15 protein-coding genes are annotated in these 17,681 nt (G+C 38.0%); 1 reads left to right on the top strand and 14 read right to left on the bottom strand.

Annotated features, from left to right (window positions below; all coding sequences use genetic code 11):
- Positions 1–21: 21 nt before the first annotated feature.
- A complete protein-coding gene (locus F0Q01_RS02685; protein WP_090485946.1) occupies positions 22–282 on the bottom strand; it encodes a hypothetical protein in 261 nt (86 codons plus the stop codon).
- Positions 283–484: 202 nt separating this feature from the next.
- On the opposite strand from F0Q01_RS02685, the gene F0Q01_RS02680 reads away from it, so the two are divergent.
- A complete protein-coding gene (locus F0Q01_RS02680) occupies positions 485–1,567 on the top strand; it encodes a PTS transporter subunit IIC (protein ID WP_090485943.1) in 1,083 nt (360 codons plus the stop codon).
- A 67-nt stretch (positions 1,568–1,634) separates the two neighbouring features.
- On the opposite strand, the gene F0Q01_RS02675 is transcribed toward F0Q01_RS02680, so the two are convergent.
- The 13 genes from F0Q01_RS02675 to F0Q01_RS02615 form a co-directional block, all read right to left on the bottom strand.
- Complete coding sequence (locus tag F0Q01_RS02675) at positions 1,635–2,822, bottom strand: right-handed parallel beta-helix repeat-containing protein (protein WP_090485941.1); 1,188 nt, start codon at positions 2,820–2,822, stop codon at positions 1,635–1,637.
- A gap of 226 nt (positions 2,823–3,048) precedes the next feature.
- On the bottom strand, positions 3,049–4,485 hold the full coding sequence (locus tag F0Q01_RS02670) for a glycoside hydrolase family 1 protein (protein ID WP_090485938.1): 1,437 nt from the start codon (positions 4,483–4,485) through the stop codon (positions 3,049–3,051).
- Positions 4,486–4,538: 53 nt separating this feature from the next.
- Positions 4,539–6,413, bottom strand: coding sequence for a beta-glucoside-specific PTS transporter subunit IIABC (locus tag F0Q01_RS02665; RefSeq protein ID WP_090485935.1), 1,875 nt, complete (start codon positions 6,411–6,413; stop codon positions 4,539–4,541).
- 155 nt (positions 6,414–6,568) lie between these two features.
- Positions 6,569–7,396, bottom strand: a complete 828-nt coding sequence (licT, locus tag F0Q01_RS02660; protein WP_090150132.1) for a BglG family transcription antiterminator LicT — start codon at positions 7,394–7,396, stop codon at positions 6,569–6,571.
- A 310-nt stretch (positions 7,397–7,706) separates the two neighbouring features.
- Positions 7,707–8,939, bottom strand: coding sequence for an OFA family MFS transporter (locus tag F0Q01_RS02655; protein WP_090485932.1), 1,233 nt, complete (start codon positions 8,937–8,939; stop codon positions 7,707–7,709).
- Between the two features lie 256 nt (positions 8,940–9,195).
- On the bottom strand, positions 9,196–10,695 hold the full coding sequence (locus F0Q01_RS02650; RefSeq protein WP_090485929.1) for a hypothetical protein: 1,500 nt from the start codon (positions 10,693–10,695) through the stop codon (positions 9,196–9,198).
- A gap of 123 nt (positions 10,696–10,818) precedes the next feature.
- Complete coding sequence (locus F0Q01_RS02645) at positions 10,819–12,123, bottom strand: ATP-binding protein (protein ID WP_090150126.1); 1,305 nt, start codon at positions 12,121–12,123, stop codon at positions 10,819–10,821.
- 2 nt (positions 12,124–12,125) lie between these two features.
- Positions 12,126–13,133: a Gfo/Idh/MocA family protein gene (locus F0Q01_RS02640; protein WP_090485926.1), complete on the bottom strand. Its 1,008-nt coding sequence runs from the start codon at positions 13,131–13,133 to the stop codon at positions 12,126–12,128.
- Between the two features lie 105 nt (positions 13,134–13,238).
- The gene (locus F0Q01_RS02635; protein WP_090485923.1) at positions 13,239–14,024 is read right to left on the bottom strand and encodes a ZIP family metal transporter; all 786 of its coding nucleotides are present in this window, start codon (positions 14,022–14,024) and stop codon (positions 13,239–13,241) included.
- A gap of 317 nt (positions 14,025–14,341) precedes the next feature.
- A complete protein-coding gene (locus tag F0Q01_RS02630; RefSeq protein WP_090485920.1) occupies positions 14,342–14,902 on the bottom strand; it encodes a hypothetical protein in 561 nt (186 codons plus the stop codon).
- A gap of 87 nt (positions 14,903–14,989) precedes the next feature.
- The gene (locus F0Q01_RS02625; RefSeq protein ID WP_090485917.1) at positions 14,990–15,625 is read right to left on the bottom strand and encodes a hypothetical protein; all 636 of its coding nucleotides are present in this window, start codon (positions 15,623–15,625) and stop codon (positions 14,990–14,992) included.
- 216 nt (positions 15,626–15,841) lie between these two features.
- Complete coding sequence (locus F0Q01_RS02620) at positions 15,842–16,474, bottom strand: methylated-DNA--[protein]-cysteine S-methyltransferase (protein ID WP_090485914.1); 633 nt, start codon at positions 16,472–16,474, stop codon at positions 15,842–15,844.
- Between the two features lie 150 nt (positions 16,475–16,624).
- The gene (locus tag F0Q01_RS02615) at positions 16,625–17,605 is read right to left on the bottom strand and encodes a Gfo/Idh/MocA family protein (protein ID WP_090485911.1); all 981 of its coding nucleotides are present in this window, start codon (positions 17,603–17,605) and stop codon (positions 16,625–16,627) included.
- Positions 17,606–17,681 lie beyond the last annotated feature (76 nt).

Genomic DNA, 17,681 nt, shown 5'->3' with positions numbered 1-17,681 from the left:
TTCGAGAGCTTTTAATGTTTTTTATATGTCAAAGTTTTCCAGCTCTGACATAGCTGATAGCGCATCTATTTCTTTAATGCTATTGCTGTTAGTATTTAATCTACCAGATTCTTTTATAGGTTTTTTTAAACTGTCGGATGTAGTTTTTTCCTTAATCTCTGCCTTTACTTGCTTACTTGTAGTAAGTTTCCTACTTTCTTTTGCCTGCTTAGCCTCTGTAGTCTTCATTTGCTTGAGACTCTCCTGATACTGGGCTGCGTTGATGCCAGATTTAATTGTCATACCCCTCTCTCCAATCGTCCTGTTATAGAAAATATTATTGACACAATATTTGCATTTATTATAACACCTCGCAAGATTTCTGTCACCTGTATTTTTTGAAGCCATTTCCTCCCTCTATTTTCAGACATTTTAAATATATTTGCGCCTAACTGTCGAATAATATAAAATCAAAATTGTTATACAAAAATATAGGAGAAAAATAATGAAATCATTTTTAAAAAGAAAAAATATTGAAATCTCCGTAAAGCGTTACTTAATCGATGCTTTAGGAGCTATGGCCCAAGGTCTTTTTTGTTCCCTTTTAATAGGAACAATCATTAATACTATAGGCGGACAGCTAGGTATTGGATTTCTAATAGAGCCAGTTGCCACCATAGCAGGTACCGATTATACTGTAGGCGGTCTTGCTATGGCTATGAGTGGACCAGCAATGGCCATTGCTATCGGCTATGCACTTCAGGCTCCTCCACTTGTGCTATTTTCATTAATAACAGTAGGTTTTGCCTCTAATGCCCTAGGCGGAGCAGGCGGTCCTCTGGCTGTTTTATTTGTTGCAATCATCTCAGCAGAAGCTGGTAAAGCTGTTTCAAAGGAGACTAAAATAGATATTCTTGTAACACCACTTGTTACAATCGGTATTGGTATTGCCCTTTCTGCATGGTGGGCGCCAGCTCTTGGAAAAGCTGCCAATTACGTAGGTGACCTTGTTATGTGGGCTACAACAAAGCAGCCTTTTATCATGGGAATACTAGTTTCCGTTATTGTAGGAATCGCTCTCACACTTCCAATATCATCAGCCGCAATTTGTGCCGCTCTTTCTCTTACAGGTCTTGCTGGCGGAGCAGCTGTTGCCGGATGTTGTGCACAGATGGTAGGTTTTGCTGTAATGAGTTTTAAGGAGAATAAATGGGGAGGTCTTATTTCTCAGGGTATCGGCACATCAATGCTTCAAATGGGAAATATTATTAAAAACCCTAGAATATGGATTGCGCCTATTCTATGCTCTGCTATTACAGGCCCTCTTGCTACATGTGTATTTAAGATGGAAATGAATGGAACTCCTGTTGCCTCTGGAATGGGCACTTGTGGACTTGTAGGACAAATCGGCGTGTATACCGGTTGGGTTAATGATATAGCTGCTGGTTCTAAATCAGCTATCACTGGAATGGATTGGGCTGGACTTGTCATTATCTGTTTTGTTGCTCCAGCAATACTTTGCCCTCTCTTCAATAGATTTGCAAACAAGTTAGGCTGGGTAAAACCTGGTGACATGAAGTTAGGATAGAATATAAAAACTAGAAAAGTGCTGCCTAGGCAGCACTTTTTGTATGTTATAAAATAAGGGAGGTTTATTAATTATTTCCCACAACTGTATTTCCTGCACTGTACTCGCCGTACATTTCTTGATACTTAACGGCTGTACCTTGGGCATCGAATACGTTGTCCGAAATAATATTTGAGGAATTGCATGCATATTGTACTTTGAAACAAGTCCCTGCGGTGTTTAATATATTATTATTTTTGAATACGCAACTTGTCGCACTCCCCGTGTTTGATACATCATAACCGCCGAAACTTATTCCAGCAAACGCATTATTATTTTTCAACTCGTTATCATGCACATTGATACCTGTTACGAATGTACCAACATGCTCACTAGCCACCTCTATTCCAATATCACAAAACGATACACTATTTCCGTATATTTCAATGTCTCTTGCACCGTCAACATAAATACCTCCGGCACATTTGTCATCATAGGTAACATTGACCTCTGGATCTGATGATATGTACTCAACTATATTGGATACTATCTCACCATTTCGCGCTCTATCAGCCTCATCATATTCTTCAGCTTTTTCATAGCCAATAGCATCAATTCCAATGTTATCGCAATTATGAATGTAATTATTCGAAACTATAAAATTAGAAACATTACCGTTTAAAGCAAGAGATTCACTATTTCCAAGACTCAAGTTGTATAACTCGCATCCATCAATAGTAATCCCATCTATAGGTTCATCTACAGGAGCCGAAACAAGAATCCCATGTGCATTATAGGCATCTGAATCGTTCTTATAAATGCAACCCATATCGTGAATTTTGCAATGAGAAATGGTTATGTTGCTTGAACCCCCATCAACCTCAATTCCGATTGGCACAATTGATGTGGATGGTCCATCAAGCTTAAATTCTTTGATTTCCAGATTAGCAATTGAAACATCTGAGGCATTAACGCATATCATCGAATTGTCGCGTGAGTTAGGGGTTATTGTTGAGCCATCTAAGATAGCTCCATCTTCACCGACGATTGAAATCCCATCTGTTTCAATATATAGCTGCTCGATATAATTTCCTGCAGGAACGACGATAGTATCGCCAGAAACAGCCATATCAATAGCATCTGAAATTGTAGGCGCATCAGCTCCTACGACTATTTTATTGGTCGCAGCCTTCACTTTTTGGTTGCTAGGGGCACAGCCTAAAGCTAATACTGCAGTGAGAAAGAGTGAAGCAAAAATCTTACTTCTATAGTGCATTAGCAAATTCCTTTCGTTTTGTCTCAAAATCTAGTGTAACTGATCAGTACATGTAAAATGATAACACATCTCTTTTTAATTGTGAAGTGTTTATTACAATAAATGTAATATTTTTGAAATATATTTACTTTTCAGAATTTTCCCATGAAAACTCAGCAATGTGAATTTCCTATTTAGCAAAAACCCCCTAAAGCCAATTAGCTTTAGGGGATTTATTACAAAATTATTATAAATCTTCTCCATTGCTGGCAATAACCTGCTTGTACCAGTCAAATGACTTTTTCTTTCTACGAGCAAGTGTACCTGTTCCATCATCGTATTTCTCAACATAGATGAAACCATAGCGCTTAGCCATCTCGCCTGTTGATGCACTAACTAAATCGATGCATCCCCATGGAGTGTAACCAAGCAAGTCAACGCCATCCTTAACAGCCTCTCTCATCTCTGAGATGTGCTTTCTCAAATAGTCGATTCTATAGTCATCATTTATTGAACCATCAGCTTCGATTTCGTCTCTAGCGCCAAGTCCATTTTCAACAACCATAAGAGGAATTCTGTATCTGTCATAGATTTCATTGAGAGTATATCTAAGGCCCTGTGGGTCAATCTGCCATCCCCAATCTGAAGCCTCAAGGTATGGATTTCTTCCTCCGGCAATAAGATTGCCGTCTCCCTTATCAGCTTTAGGATCACTACTGATTATATTTGACATGTAGTAGCTGAATGTATAGAAGTCTACCGCACCTTCCTTGAGAATCTTGTCATCTCCTAGCTCCATCTTAATAGTGATGCCATGCTTATCCCAAATGCTCTTAGCATATGCTGGATACTCTCCACGTACCTGGACATCTGAACAATACCAGTTAACCTCTCTCATATGCTCCTGATTTGCAATAATATCAGCTGGATTGCATGTAGCTGGATATGAAGTAACAAAACAAATCATATTTCCTAATTTGTACTCTGGATAATTGTCATGAGCATATTTTACAGCAAGTGCAGATGCTAAAAACTGATGATGAAGAGCCTGGAATCTCTCCTGTGGTTTGTCTGGAACTTCATTAACAGGACCTGAGTATCCCTTTACTGTACCAGTTGAAAGCACAGCTCCCAGTGGCATTGTACCTGCATTGATTTCATTAAATGTAAGCCAGTACTTTACCTTGCCCTCATATCTTGCAAATATTGCCTTGCAATAATTCATGAAATACTCAATTAGCTCTCTGCCTTCCCAACCATTGTATTTTTCAACAAGTGCATAAGGAAGCTCATAATGAGAAATTGTAACAAGTGGCTCAATTCCATGTTTCTTACAGCAATCAAACACCTTGTCATAGAAGGCAAGACCTGCCTCATTTGGCTCTTTTTCCATTCCTGTAGGGAAAATTCTTGTCCAGTTGATTGATGTTCTAAATACCTTGAATCCCATCTCTGCAAAAAGGGCGATATCTTCCTCATAGTGATGATAGAAATCAATAGCCTCATGTGAAGGATAAAGAGTTCCCTCCTCTATTTTTGTTGTAAGTCTCTTTGGAACTGTGTGACTGCCATTTGTACACATATCTGAAACAGATGCGCCTTTACCATCCACATTCCATGCCCCTTCAAATTGATTAGCGGCTACAGCGCCTCCCCATAAGAAATCTTCTCTAAATGTTCCCATTATGTGCCTCTCTTTCTAACTTATTTCTTTATATGCATATTATAAATGATTATTTATAACAATGTAATCAAATCATTTCCATTAACAACTGTTTTTGCATCAGTTGGAATGATATCTGCGTATGCATCTGAATTTGTAATAACAACAGGTGTCTCTACTGAGTAGCCTGCTTCTTTAATAAAGTCAATATCAAACTCAAGAAGCAAATCACCCTTTTTAACTACATCACCCTGTTTTACCTTTGGCTCAAAGCCTTTGCCCTCAAGCTGAACTGTATCCATGCCTACATGGATGATAACCTGAGCACCGTTTGCTGTTGTAAGTCCAATAGCATGACCTGTATTAAAGAATGCTGAGATAGTACCATCAGCTGGAGCATATACTTTGCCCTCTTCTGGAACAATAGCTACACCTTTGCCCATTGCCTCTGATGAAAATACCTTGTCAGCAATTTCTGTTAAAGGCTTTACCTCTCCCTTAACTGGAGCTACAAGAACTTCACCGTTTGTTGTAGCTGAAGCCTCAAGCGACTTAGAAGAATCCTTTGATTCATTCTTGTAGAATAAAAGCTCTAAAATACATCCAGCTACTAAGCAAAGAAGTGAAATTACAATTGCGATAATCATACCTGATGTATCTTTAGTCTGTGCATTTACATATGCTGGATATGAGAAAATACCCATACCTGCTGACTGATAAGCCTTTACGCCTAATGTGCAAAGAGCTGCGCCTGCGATACCTGAGATAACGCATGTTCTAAAGAATGGAGCCTTCTTTGGAAGTGTAAGACCATAAATAGCAGGCTCTGTAACACCAGCCATACCTGAAACGATTGCAGCTGGAGCAAGTCCCTTAAGCTTCTTATCTCTAGTCTTAAGGTAAATACCGATACAAGCACCTGTCTGTGCAAATGTTGTACCAAGCATAGCTACAAGGATAACATCCTGACCTGTAGTAGCCATGTTTGAAAGTGAGATTGGTACAAGTGACCAATGAAGTCCAAAAATAACAAGTATCTGCCAGAAGAATCCTACGATTGCTCCCATGATAATTGGGCTGATTTCATTAAGTGTATTGAAGAAAAGTCCAAGTACATTAGCTATACCACTTGCAACTGGTCCAATGATGAAAAGTGTTAAGCAGTATGTAATAGTAACTGTTAAAAATGGAACTGCAAAAAGCTTGATTGTATCTGGAACAATTTTCTTTACTACTTTGTTCTCAAACCATCCAGCAAAAGCAACTGCTGCAATGATTGGAATAACTGATGATGTATAGTTACCTGATGGTGGCATTGTTACAGGAATGCCGAATAAATGAGATATTTCATGTGCACCATCTGTAAGGTATGGATATACAAGTGCAAGACCAAGTACTAAGCCCTCAAGCTCTGGAAGCTTAAACTTCTTAGCAGCTGTAACACCAAGGATTGGTGGAAGGAAATAGAAAGCTGCATCGCCTAATGCGTAGAGCAAATTATAAGTACTGCTGTCTCCTGCTAAAACACCTACTGCAGAAAGAAGTGCAAGAACACCCTTTAAGATACCACATGCAGAAAGAACGCCAAGGAAAGGTGTAAACACACTTGTTACAATGCTAATGAAAGCATTAAAAGGATTTTGCTTTTCCTTTGGTCCATCATCTGATTCACCAGCTGCAAGAGCTGATTTATTCTCAAGATGACCTACGCTTATTACTGCATCAAATACCTGAGGTACGTGATTTCCAATAACTACCATATACTGTCCGCCAGACTGAATTACTGTAACGATTCCGTCTGTATCCTTAAGGATTTCTGTATTAGCCTTGCTCTCGTCCTTAAGTTTAAATCTAAGTCTTGTAATACAATGAGTAATGCTTGTGATGTTGTCTTTTCCGCCTACATTTTGAATGATAATGCGAGCTAGTCCATCATATTTGCTTGCCATTTTTTAACCCTCTCTTTTAAATAACAATTTTTATCTTTTCCAGATCCTGCGCACTGATCTGTAAAATTCAAATAAAAAAACCTGCACAAAGACATAGAACTACTCTATATATTCGTACAGGTTTAGCCGGCTCTCACGCCGTAACTATCCATTAATTATTTTCTATCTGTAATTCGAGAAATATGCACTACCAAATAAAGCATTTCCTCGTCGGTAATTTCTTCTGGAAATTTGGATTCCATATAGCTTTTAATGCGTATTGCACATTTGTAAGCCTCAGGAAACTTTTTAATCATCATGTTAAACATGTCTACATTATCAGCTGGATAATACTCTCTCTTCTCAGCACGCTGTAAGAAGTATTTCAAATGAGTGATAAATCGCTCGTATGATAATGTATTCTCATCAAGTGTAGTATTGAATGTGTATTTTACAATACTAACTATGTCGCTAATCACCTCTGATGTCTCAAGAGTGTGATGCATGTTGCCATCAAGCTCCGCATTTACGATATGAAGGGCAAAGAACCCTGCCTCATCATCAGGAAGCGTAACACCAAGCTTTTCCTTTATCATATCAAGAGCATGGCATCCAATGCTGTACTCTGTCTTGTAGAAATTCTTAATTTCCCAAAGGAGCTTGTTTCTTAAAACAGTACCCGTCTTTGCTCGTTCTATTGCATATCCTAAATGGTCAGTAAGAGTGATATAAATATTATTGCAAAGACGTTTATTAAGCATGTCACCGGCGTATTTGATGATTTCATCTGCCACCTGAATCTGTTCATAAGGCATCTCCGAAACAAGCTGCTTGAACTGTTCGTTGGGCTTTTCCATGACAAAAGTCTTTTCTATTTTACCTTCATCTATCTCATCACCTATTTTCTTCTGAAAACATAGGCCGCATCCTGTATAAACTATCTCGTTCCCCTTGTCATCTAAGGCCAAGGCTGCATTATTATTTAAAATCTTTTTAATCTTCATTCTAGTGATTCTCTTTAAAAATTTCCCTTAAAATAAAAAATGACCAAATCATCCCCTTACATAATATCATAGTCCTAGACTATGTGTAATGGACGATTCAGTCTTGCCTGCCTTGCAGTAACAATCCGAACTTGTTTGTTTATGAGAATACTTTACCATAAACTTTACACTTGTAAAGATGCAAATTCCATTTTTTACGTTTTAGCAAATTCTTATAAACTCCTTTTGTATGGTTTTCACAAATTATTCACAAACTTAAAGGTTTAAATAAAGCGGGCAAGCAATTGCCTACCCGCTTAAATAAATATAATTAGTTGCTTTTCTTATTAAGTGCTCTGTAAATAATAGTGAAAATTACTCCCACTACTGAGAATACACATGCAATGAGGAATGCTCTCTGGTAAACACCATATTTTGCTACAGTGTTTTTCATAATCATTGGTCCGAAGTAACCTGCTAATGCAAAACCAATAAACATGATTCCGTAATTTACCGAATTGTTCTTTGGTCCAAACTGATCAGCTGTAAATCCAGGATAAACACCCATAAATGAACCAAAGCTAACACCTACTACAGAAAGGCCTACGTAGAACTGAGCAACAGAACCTGCACCTGTAAAGTAAAGGCAAAGAAGTCCAGCACCACCTAAAACACAGGCAAGTGTAAGTGTATTGATACGACCAATCTTGTCAGAAAGAGTACCTGCAACTATACGACCGAAAGCATTGAAAAGTGCTAATACAGATACTGCTGCTGCGGCAGCTGCTGGTGTCATACCAACCATATTCTGAGCGATAGGTGAAGCCATTGGAATAACCATCATACCTGTGAATGCACCGCATGTAAGAAGAAGGAGCATTGTATAGAATACTGGAGTCTTAATCATGCCCTTCCAGTCTAAATTCTTTGGCGCAACCCCTGCCTTCGCAACTGCTGGCTCCCATCCTTCTGGCTTGTAGCCTTCAGGACACTGCTCAAGGAATAGGCAAGATACAGCAATGAGAATAAGGAATGCAATACCTACTGCCTTAAATGCAAATGTTGCATCTGTGCTTGCTACAACCTTTGTTACGATTGGAGGAAGAATAACTGAGCCCAATCCATAAACAGCCGTTGTAATACCACCAATAAGTCCACGCTTATCTGGGAAGAACTTAACACATGTTGAAATAGTGCTACCGTATGCCATACCCAGTCCAAGACCACCAATGAGACCGTATGTCACTACTAAGAAATTAATGCTTGTAGCAAAACCTGAAAGGAACATACCAAGTCCCCACATGATACCACCTACAAGAATAACTTTCTTTGGTCCAATCTTGTCATTGAACCAACCGCCAGAAATCATTGTGATAGGTCCAACTGAGTTTGCTATAGTATATACAATACCTAAATCAAGGGCTGTAACATTCATACCAAGTGAATTGTTGAAGTAGTCAGCCATAGCTGAAGAAAAGATACTCCATGCATAAATAGAACCTAGGCATAGATTAATAAAACATCCTGCCAGTAAAATAATCCATCTTTTTTTGTCTAAATTCATTATTATTCTCCTTAATACGCAGTTTAACTAATAGATATTTTAGTTAAAGCAATCAATTTATCATTTTCGATTATTGCACCACACTTGTTATATTTTGCATATTATAACAGTATGAGCAACATCTCTCAATGTCCCGGGTTGATCAATTGCTCTTATTGATAATATTTTAACATTACCCAAATTATCTATACATCAACAAAAAAGCAGTGGGCATAAACCATAAGTTTATGCTCACTGTTGAAAAACAATCCCTTAATTAAAATGGAGATTTATCAAGCTTAATTAATTGTCCATCCACCCATAAATAATATTCATCATCTTCAGTTAACACCACTGCCGTATAATTGTTAAATGAACCTTCATCAGGATATAAAGCTTTGACATCACTTAATATTTCTACCGGGTCACTTGAAGCATACCTAGACCAATATAGGCTATCTTCAGATAAGAAGACTACATCTCCATCGCTTTCAACAACATAATCTTCAATTACATAATCATCACTCACCTGTTCCAGATTTAGATAATACTGATCACCACTGACATCAAGCCTGTACTGAAAGATACTTTTATCATCAACCACCAAAGTACATACAAATCCATCCACAAGATAATTTGCATAATCCCTATTTTCAAAATTTGTTGCAAGAATAGAAGGCTCTGTATCAGGTTTGCACCAATAAAGTGAACCATTTGAGTTAACCAACAGCCATTTTGTCGTTTTGTTAAAAACGGCATCTGACATTTTTGGTGCATTAATTTCCAAGTCCTCAAGTTGTTTTGTAGAAAAAGAAAACCTATATATTTCTCCATTATCCATGTCTCTTAGAAAAATATAATTACCATGATAACGCTTCGAAATTCCAAAAGGAGCCAGCTTCTTTTCTCCTCTTATTATCTCGATTACGGTATCCTCATCAGTGTAGTTTACTACATATTCTCCTTCATTCTCACATAGATATGCTACTGAATCCCCAAGTTCATCAACCGCCATAGTCATAACATTCTCGTAGCGTAGTGTGCTTTTGCATGTCTTGTCATCATAACTATAAACTTCACCATCTTTGGTGAGATAATAACTATCCTTTTCTCCAAATAGTCCTGTGCCATATATTTCACATACATTTTCAGCTATTTTACTTTTTTCACCATCAGCACCTATATATAAAATTCCGGATTCACCATCTTTTGAATCTGAAAAATCAATATAGCGACATCTAGTATTGGAATAATTAAACAAGACAGTGGTTTTCTGATCATCTATATTGGACTTACTACAATACATCTCACCATTGCTGTCATAAATACCATTGTTAAATGAGTAGTATCGAATCCTACCATCTGACTCTTCCATGTTTTCATAGGCCCATTCATTCTCATATATATGATTAACAAACGCTTTTTCTTCTCTTTCTTCAAAAAAAGATTTTCCTTTTAATATAGCTCCAACTGTAACTATGATGGCTATTACAAACAAGCAAATAAGTCTTACAGGGATATGCTTTTCATACTTATCTATCTCTTCATCTGTTTTTATACCTTCAATATCTTCTACAATATCTACTTCTATATCTTCTATATCTTCTTTAACTTCTTTATCTTGCAGTTCAAAAAAAGGGTCTGACACCTTATTAGCTGGTTCAGTATCCCAGTTAATTCCATAATTATTCTTTGTTCCAATAGTAACAAGTGCACCGCACTTCTGGCACATAATATGTCCATCTTCAATTACAGCACCACACTTTTCACAAGTCATTATTATATAGTCCTCCCTGTATACTGAGTATTATATTACTACTCTAGCATAGTCGTGTCAATTTATTTATACATAAAAAACGACAGCCATTCTAGTAATGGTTGTCGCTTTAAATTAGATAATCTAATTGGCCCCCAACAAATGATTGATGAACTGCTGGGCTGTACGACCTGATATACCTCCGTGGCTAAGCTCCCACTGCTTTGCCTCAGCTATAAGCTGCTCCTCATCCATAGTGATGCCTGCTCGCTTGGCAAGCTCTGTAACGATTACCACGTATTCCTTTGGCATAGGCTTTGAGTAGCATATTGTAACACCAAAACGATTAACAAGAGAAAGCTTCTCCTCCACTGTATCTGAGTGATGTCTGTCATTTGTATTATCCTGATCGTTTCTATCATTCCATGTTTCCTTAATAAGATGTCTACGATTAGATGTGGCATATATGAGAATATTATCAGGGCGAGTCTCCACGCCACCTTCGATGACAGCCTTAAGGAACTTGTACTCTATCTCATGCTCCTCAAATGATAAGTCATCCATATAGATAATAAACTTATAATTTCTATTTTTGATAGTAGCTATTATCTTTGATAAATACTTAAACTGATGCTTGTAAATCTCAATCATTCTAAGACCGTCATTATAGTACTGATTAACGATAGCCTTAATACTTGTAGACTTGCCTGTTCCGCTATCACCAAAGAGAAGTACGTTGTTGGCCTTCTTGCCAGCCACAAAGCTCTCAGTGTTTTCTACAAGCTGCTGCTTCTGATACTCGTATCCAATCAAATCATCTAGAACTACCTCATCCATGTTATTGATTGGAACAAACTTTATATCGTTATTTCCAACTTCCTCTAGTCTAAATGCCTTGTTAAGGCCAAACATACCCACGCCGTAAGACTTATAAAAATCCGTAATTACGTTAAAGAATTCCTTCTCATCAGCGGCTGCCTCTAGTGCCTTTGAGAGGGTTCTTACCTTCTCGCTTACATTGCGGTTGTACATCTGCTCGTTCTTGTGAACAGCACTGTAGTTGTTAAATACAGAAAATGAACCGATACCAAGCTCCTTTTCAAGAGGGCTAAAATCATAATCAAAAAGCTCTTTTAAAAGCTTAAAATCATTTTCCACAAGATAATTTACAGAGCCTGGCTTAACATCTGTCTTTTCTGTCACAAGGGAAAATGGATTCTCATTTGTAATAATGTAAAAGGCAATATAATTGTGCCAGAGATTGTCATCAAAGCCATAATCTGTAGCAAGCATCAGAAGTCGCTTTGACACAGCATTAATATCCTTTGTCACTTCACGTTTGTTATAGTCGCCTGACTCTACTTTATCTATTACATTCCCCATTTGATAGAGAATGCTCTCCTCGCTCAAATCCCCAAACATAAGAAGTCTTGATATCTTATCGTACATTATTATTGCCTCGCTTTCTTAAGTACCTTAACTACTGTAATTGATTCTTCAAGTAATTCTTTTGCCTTATCAAAATTTTTATTATCGATAATTGCTGCAAAATCAATAAATTCCTGAGTCATTCTATGTCTCATCTCAGGTTTTGTAAACTCCTCCTCATGGATTTGCCTTTTAATGGAGCCTGCTGCATCAAGTGTTTTGTCATCTGTAGATTTCATGGTAACTAAAGTCAGGCTATCACTTGAATTAGGTTTGCCATTTACTGTCATATATCCATCCTCGCCCTGTATGGTTACAAAGCTTGGACTGTCTGAGTCCTTAGCTCCTGTGCACATGGCACTAAATCCATCATAGGACAAAATAAGCATGCCTGAAGTGTCCACTCCATTAAATCCCTTATTAGGAAAATACTCCACGGAATTTGGCATTCCAAAGAGGGCTACCGCATAATGAATATTATATACATTAATATCTCCTAATGCGCCTCCACCAAGTTCAGGATCAAAGGCAGGAGCCACCACACCCTTTTTATAGTCATCATAACGACTAGAATACTGGGAATAGTTTGCCATAAACATCTTTTTAGGCCCTAGCTCATCAAGTACCGCTTTTGCCCTATCAAACACAGGATTGTGAAGTACTGTTATTGCCTCTAGTAAAAAGAGTCCCTTATCCTCAGCAATTTTCTTAAGCTCAAGGGCCTGCTCTAAAGTCTCAGTAAATGGCTTTTCCAAAATAACATTTTTCCCTGCCAGAAGAGCCTCTTTTGAATACTGAAAATGGGCACTATTTACAAGTCCTATATATACTGTGTCACAATCAGATTTCTCCAAAAGCTCATTGTAGTCTGTATAGACTTCCTTAATTCCGTACTTCTTAGCCAGCTCATCAGCTTTTTCCTTGCTGTGTGCTCTAGCATATATTGCCACCTTTTCAATTTCAGAAAGTTCCTCTATGGCAAAGAGGGCTTCGTGAACTATTTTACCTGTTCCTATTATTGCTAATTTCATTAAAGAAATCCCCCTGTAAAAATCTTTATAATATAAGATACTTCTACAGGGGGGTATTTTTCAACAAATATTTAATATTAAATTGAATGATTCCAAACTAAATGATTAGCCCAGAGCCACATCAAGGGCCATCATAAGAGTAAATCCAAGGGCAAACATAATAACTCCTATATTAGAATGCTCACCTGATGACATCTCTGGAATCAATTCCTCTACTACTACATACATCATAGCTCCAGCTGCAAAGCTGAGGAGATATGGCATAGCAGGAACTACAAGCCCTGCTGCTATGATAGTGAGAAATGCGCCTACCGGCTCAACGGCTCCAGATAAAGTACCATACAAAAAAGCTCTAGTCTTACTAACGCCCTCGCTATGAAGAGGCATAGAAATAATAGCTCCCTCAGGGAAATTCTGAATGGCGATACCTAAAGCAAGAGCCAACGCTCCTCCAACGGTTACAATACCGCTACCTGTGATAACACCTGCATAAACAACACCAACAGCCATACCCTCTGGTATGTTGTGAAGGGTCACCGCAAGTACCATCATGGTGGTGCGCTTTAACTTGCTTTTAGGGCCCTCAGCCTTTTCTGCATGCATATGCAAATGCGGGATAACACAGTCAAGCAATAACAGGAATAGAATACCAAGCCAAAATCCAACCACAGCAGGGATAAAGGCTAATCTGCCCATATTCTCCTCAGACTGTGTCATAGCAGGTATAAGCAAGCTCCATATAGATGCCGCCACCATAACTCCACTGGCGAATCCAGTAAGAGCTCGCTGCACCTTATCCTTTAATTCGTTCTTCATAAATACTACGCAGGCCGAGCCTGCTGTAGTACCTGCAAATGGAATCAAAAGTCCCAATAATACCTGCACTATCATGTTTTACCTCACCTATGCTGCCATGTATTCGTAGTAATCCTCTTCTGTGGCAAACAATTCATAATTACCATCTACAAGTCCCATATATCCAGCCGAAACAACATATCCTTTCATAAGTAATACCTCCATAAATCACTTACACATCATTAACTGTGTAAATAATAACCCACAGAGGTGTACCTATTTAGTCCCACAAAATGAACCTAGGGGACGGGGTTAGTGGTCCATTACTGAATCAGAATACTATATATGTGTTAAATATCAATGAACTGTCGCCTATTCATTATCCTCCTTTTTATCCGGCTTGTACATTAGCCTTATAGAAATAATTTCTCAACTGTCTCCATTACTCGTCCTATGTTTTTAATATCAAGGGCAACATCTCCTGTTTCAAGGGAATGATTAGCCCCTGGAACAACAGCATAGGTAAGGGATAATTCTTCGCACAGCTGAACACACATATCTGTATCGCAGAACGGATCAGCGCTGCCATGAAATACCAATCCCTCACAGTTTGACACATAATTAAATGTCTCTGGAATCGGTGTGTAGATAATCATATCCACGTCCAACTCATAGGTCATGTTGTATCTTGCCATTACAGCCGTACCAATGCTCTTGCCTACAAATACAACCCTATCGTATGCTTTAAAATCTATATTCTTAAGCTGCTCATCAACCTGCTTAAAAGCTTCCTCATATGCTTCCTGTATTTTCTCCTGATTCTTCTTCAAGTCTTTAGGAAGCTCACCAAATTCATAGCTGACCTCTACTATTTCATAGTCCGCATTTTTCGCAATCTTTTTTGTGTAGTACATAAGTGGCTTATCGTTGTGATAGCCAATTCCCGGAAATAAAACTACAATATTTTTACTCATAAATTTTCCTTTCTAAATGAACCAGGGGGACGGAGTTAGTGGACCATTTTCAAAATGGTCCACTAACCCCGTCCCCCTGGTCCATTATTAAAACATAATACCTTTAGAATTGTAATTTGAAGATCTCAATGCTCTTACCTTGCCTAAGATATCATTGATTGGATCTACACTTGCTGTTACAGACTTAATATATCCAGAATTATCTCCAAATACAGTCTTAAGCTTATTACCTGGAGCTCCAGATAATTTTTCCTGATTGATAGTAAGTTTGCCATCATCGTCTGAAGTGATTCCAATTTCCTCTAAAGCATCTTTATTAGCTGTAAATGAAGCCTTGAATTCCTTGGCAAATTCCTGATTCAATGCCCCTCCACAGTTATTTAGGCTTGTAATTTCGTTGTTGTATGCTGTAACAAAATTTGTAATGCTCTTAAGTAAAGGAGACTTATCGTATTCCTTGCCCTCTTGAACCTTATACAACTCCTCTTTTGTTACATCTTCAATTGCATCAAGTAAACTGTCAGAAGCCTTTGCTACGTTAGAATACTTATCCTTAGAGGAATCGGTGTAGATTCCCATAGACTCCATTTTTTTCTTAAAGGCAGCATCATTGTCTGAAATAATCTGATTAATTAACTTGTTACCGGTCTTCTTTTTATTAAGCATGCTAAGAAGACTCTGATTTCCCTCGTAATATTCATAGGAATTATGAATTGTACTCATTAAATTATCCTCCTTTAGAAATACAACTTCATTCCGTTGAAATATTCGCTGTCCTAGCTTTACAATTGTTCTCTCTTAAATTTGTATCGACAATTAATAGACAAAATTAATGTCGAGTCCAAATTTTCAATCATTATAACATATAACTTCCTATAGCACAAAAACTCCAGGGAGAACCCTTTCTCTCTGGAGTTAAAATTAATCATATTTTCAAGGTTAATAATCCATTTTCCACTGATACTTTTTTAAATCAACTCTACCATCTATGACTTCTACACCCTCGGATTCAAGTATTTCTCCCTGTTTCCATGCGCCGCCAAAGGCATACTGTCCTGCCAACTCTCCCTTGGCGTTAACAACTCTATGACAAGGAATGCTAAAAGGATCTGGATTCTTATGAAGGGCATTTCCTACAGCACGGGCCATGTTTTTATCACCGGCTACGCTTGCTACCTGACCGTAAGTCGCCACCTTGCCCTTTGGAATCTTCTTTACAGCCTCGTATATACGCTTTGAAGGGCTGTCTGAGATAAGATCATAACTCTCAGCTATCATAAGCTTTATGTCCTTCTCAGGGATACTTCCATCAAGGATAATGGTATTCCAATGGTCCTTGTTTTGATGGTATCCAGGAATCACTGCATCATAAATTCTGCGCCAATAGTAGGCATTATCTGGGTCCACCTTGACATTTAGATTTATAAATCCATCCCTCTCGTAAGTCCAAAGGAAAGCCTTTTTATTGTATTTATATCTGACTAATTGCCAGTTGGCATCATGGAAAGGTGCATCCTGATATGTGTCTGGAAATGAAAGGCCGTAGGTTAACGCTTCTTCTCTTGTTTGCATAACTCCCCCTGAAGTAAAATGGTGATTTCGTACTAAGGGCTACTGTATGCTGCTGGTGGCAACTTTAATAACCGCAATCAAAAATAATACTCTGATTTTACTTTCTACTCATTAAATCTTTGTCTATCTTTTGTAAGATTATCTTCTGATTTACTCTTCCTCAGGATATTTCAATCCCCATTCATTTCTAAGCCTTGTCATAATATCCATTACATCAATCGAATACTGTAGTTTCATAACAGAAGCATCTCCGCTAGTAATTGCTGTTTCCATATCTGTAAGCTCATAGTACAAAGCATCTGCCGTATTCCCTGCTGATATTTCCCTTTTTTCGCCGGTTAAGGCTTCTGTAATAATCGCTTTATCAGCACGTGGAAACTCCATTATCTCTATATAGCCCTTTTCACAACTTATCATTACTCGTTTAGGTTGCTTTGAGTGCATGGTAAGAGCTACAGTTGCCATCTGATTCTTATCATTTTGTAATAGAATAGTCGCCTGCTCATCAACTCCGGTCGGTGCACTCTTCCACTGGCTCATCAGATTTTCGGGTTTTTCTTCCATGAAGCTACGGACAATGCTTAGGGCATATACTCCAATATCAAGCATTGCTCCACCTGCCAATTTTCGATTAAAAAACCTGTTCTTCATATCATAATCTTTGAAGCTTCCAAAGTTCACCGTTATCATCTGAACTTTTCCAAGCTCTCCATTTTCTATGATCTTCCACAGTTCCTTGTATATCGGCATGTGCCAGATTGTCATTGCTTCTGCAAGTATAAGGCCTCTTTCATTTGCCAGGCTGATCATTTCGCATAGTTCTGAAGAATTCAAAGTGATAGATTTTTCAACCAGGATGTGTTTACCATTTTCCAAAGCTTTCTTCATAAAACCATAATGAGTATTATGAGGAGTCGTTATGTAGATAATATCCACATCTTCATCGGCAAACATTTCATCGATTGACGGATAGACTTTTTCGATACCATACTTTTCTGCAAAAGCAACCGCTTTATCATAGGTTCGATTTCCTACTGCATAAAGAGATTTACCCATTTTCTGAAGACCTGCAGCCATTTCATTTGCAATTACACCTGTTCCCAGTACAGCCCATTTTATCTCTTTGCTCATATTTTTCTCGAATCTCCTTCCCTGTAGTTCATCTGTCTTATAATCAGTTATTATATAAGTTAATCTATTCAGAAAT

It is taken from the genome of Pseudobutyrivibrio xylanivorans (assembly GCF_010906925.1).
Lineage (GTDB): Bacteria > Bacillota > Clostridia > Lachnospirales > Lachnospiraceae > Pseudobutyrivibrio.
This window is presented reverse-complemented; position numbering and strand designations above follow the sequence as displayed.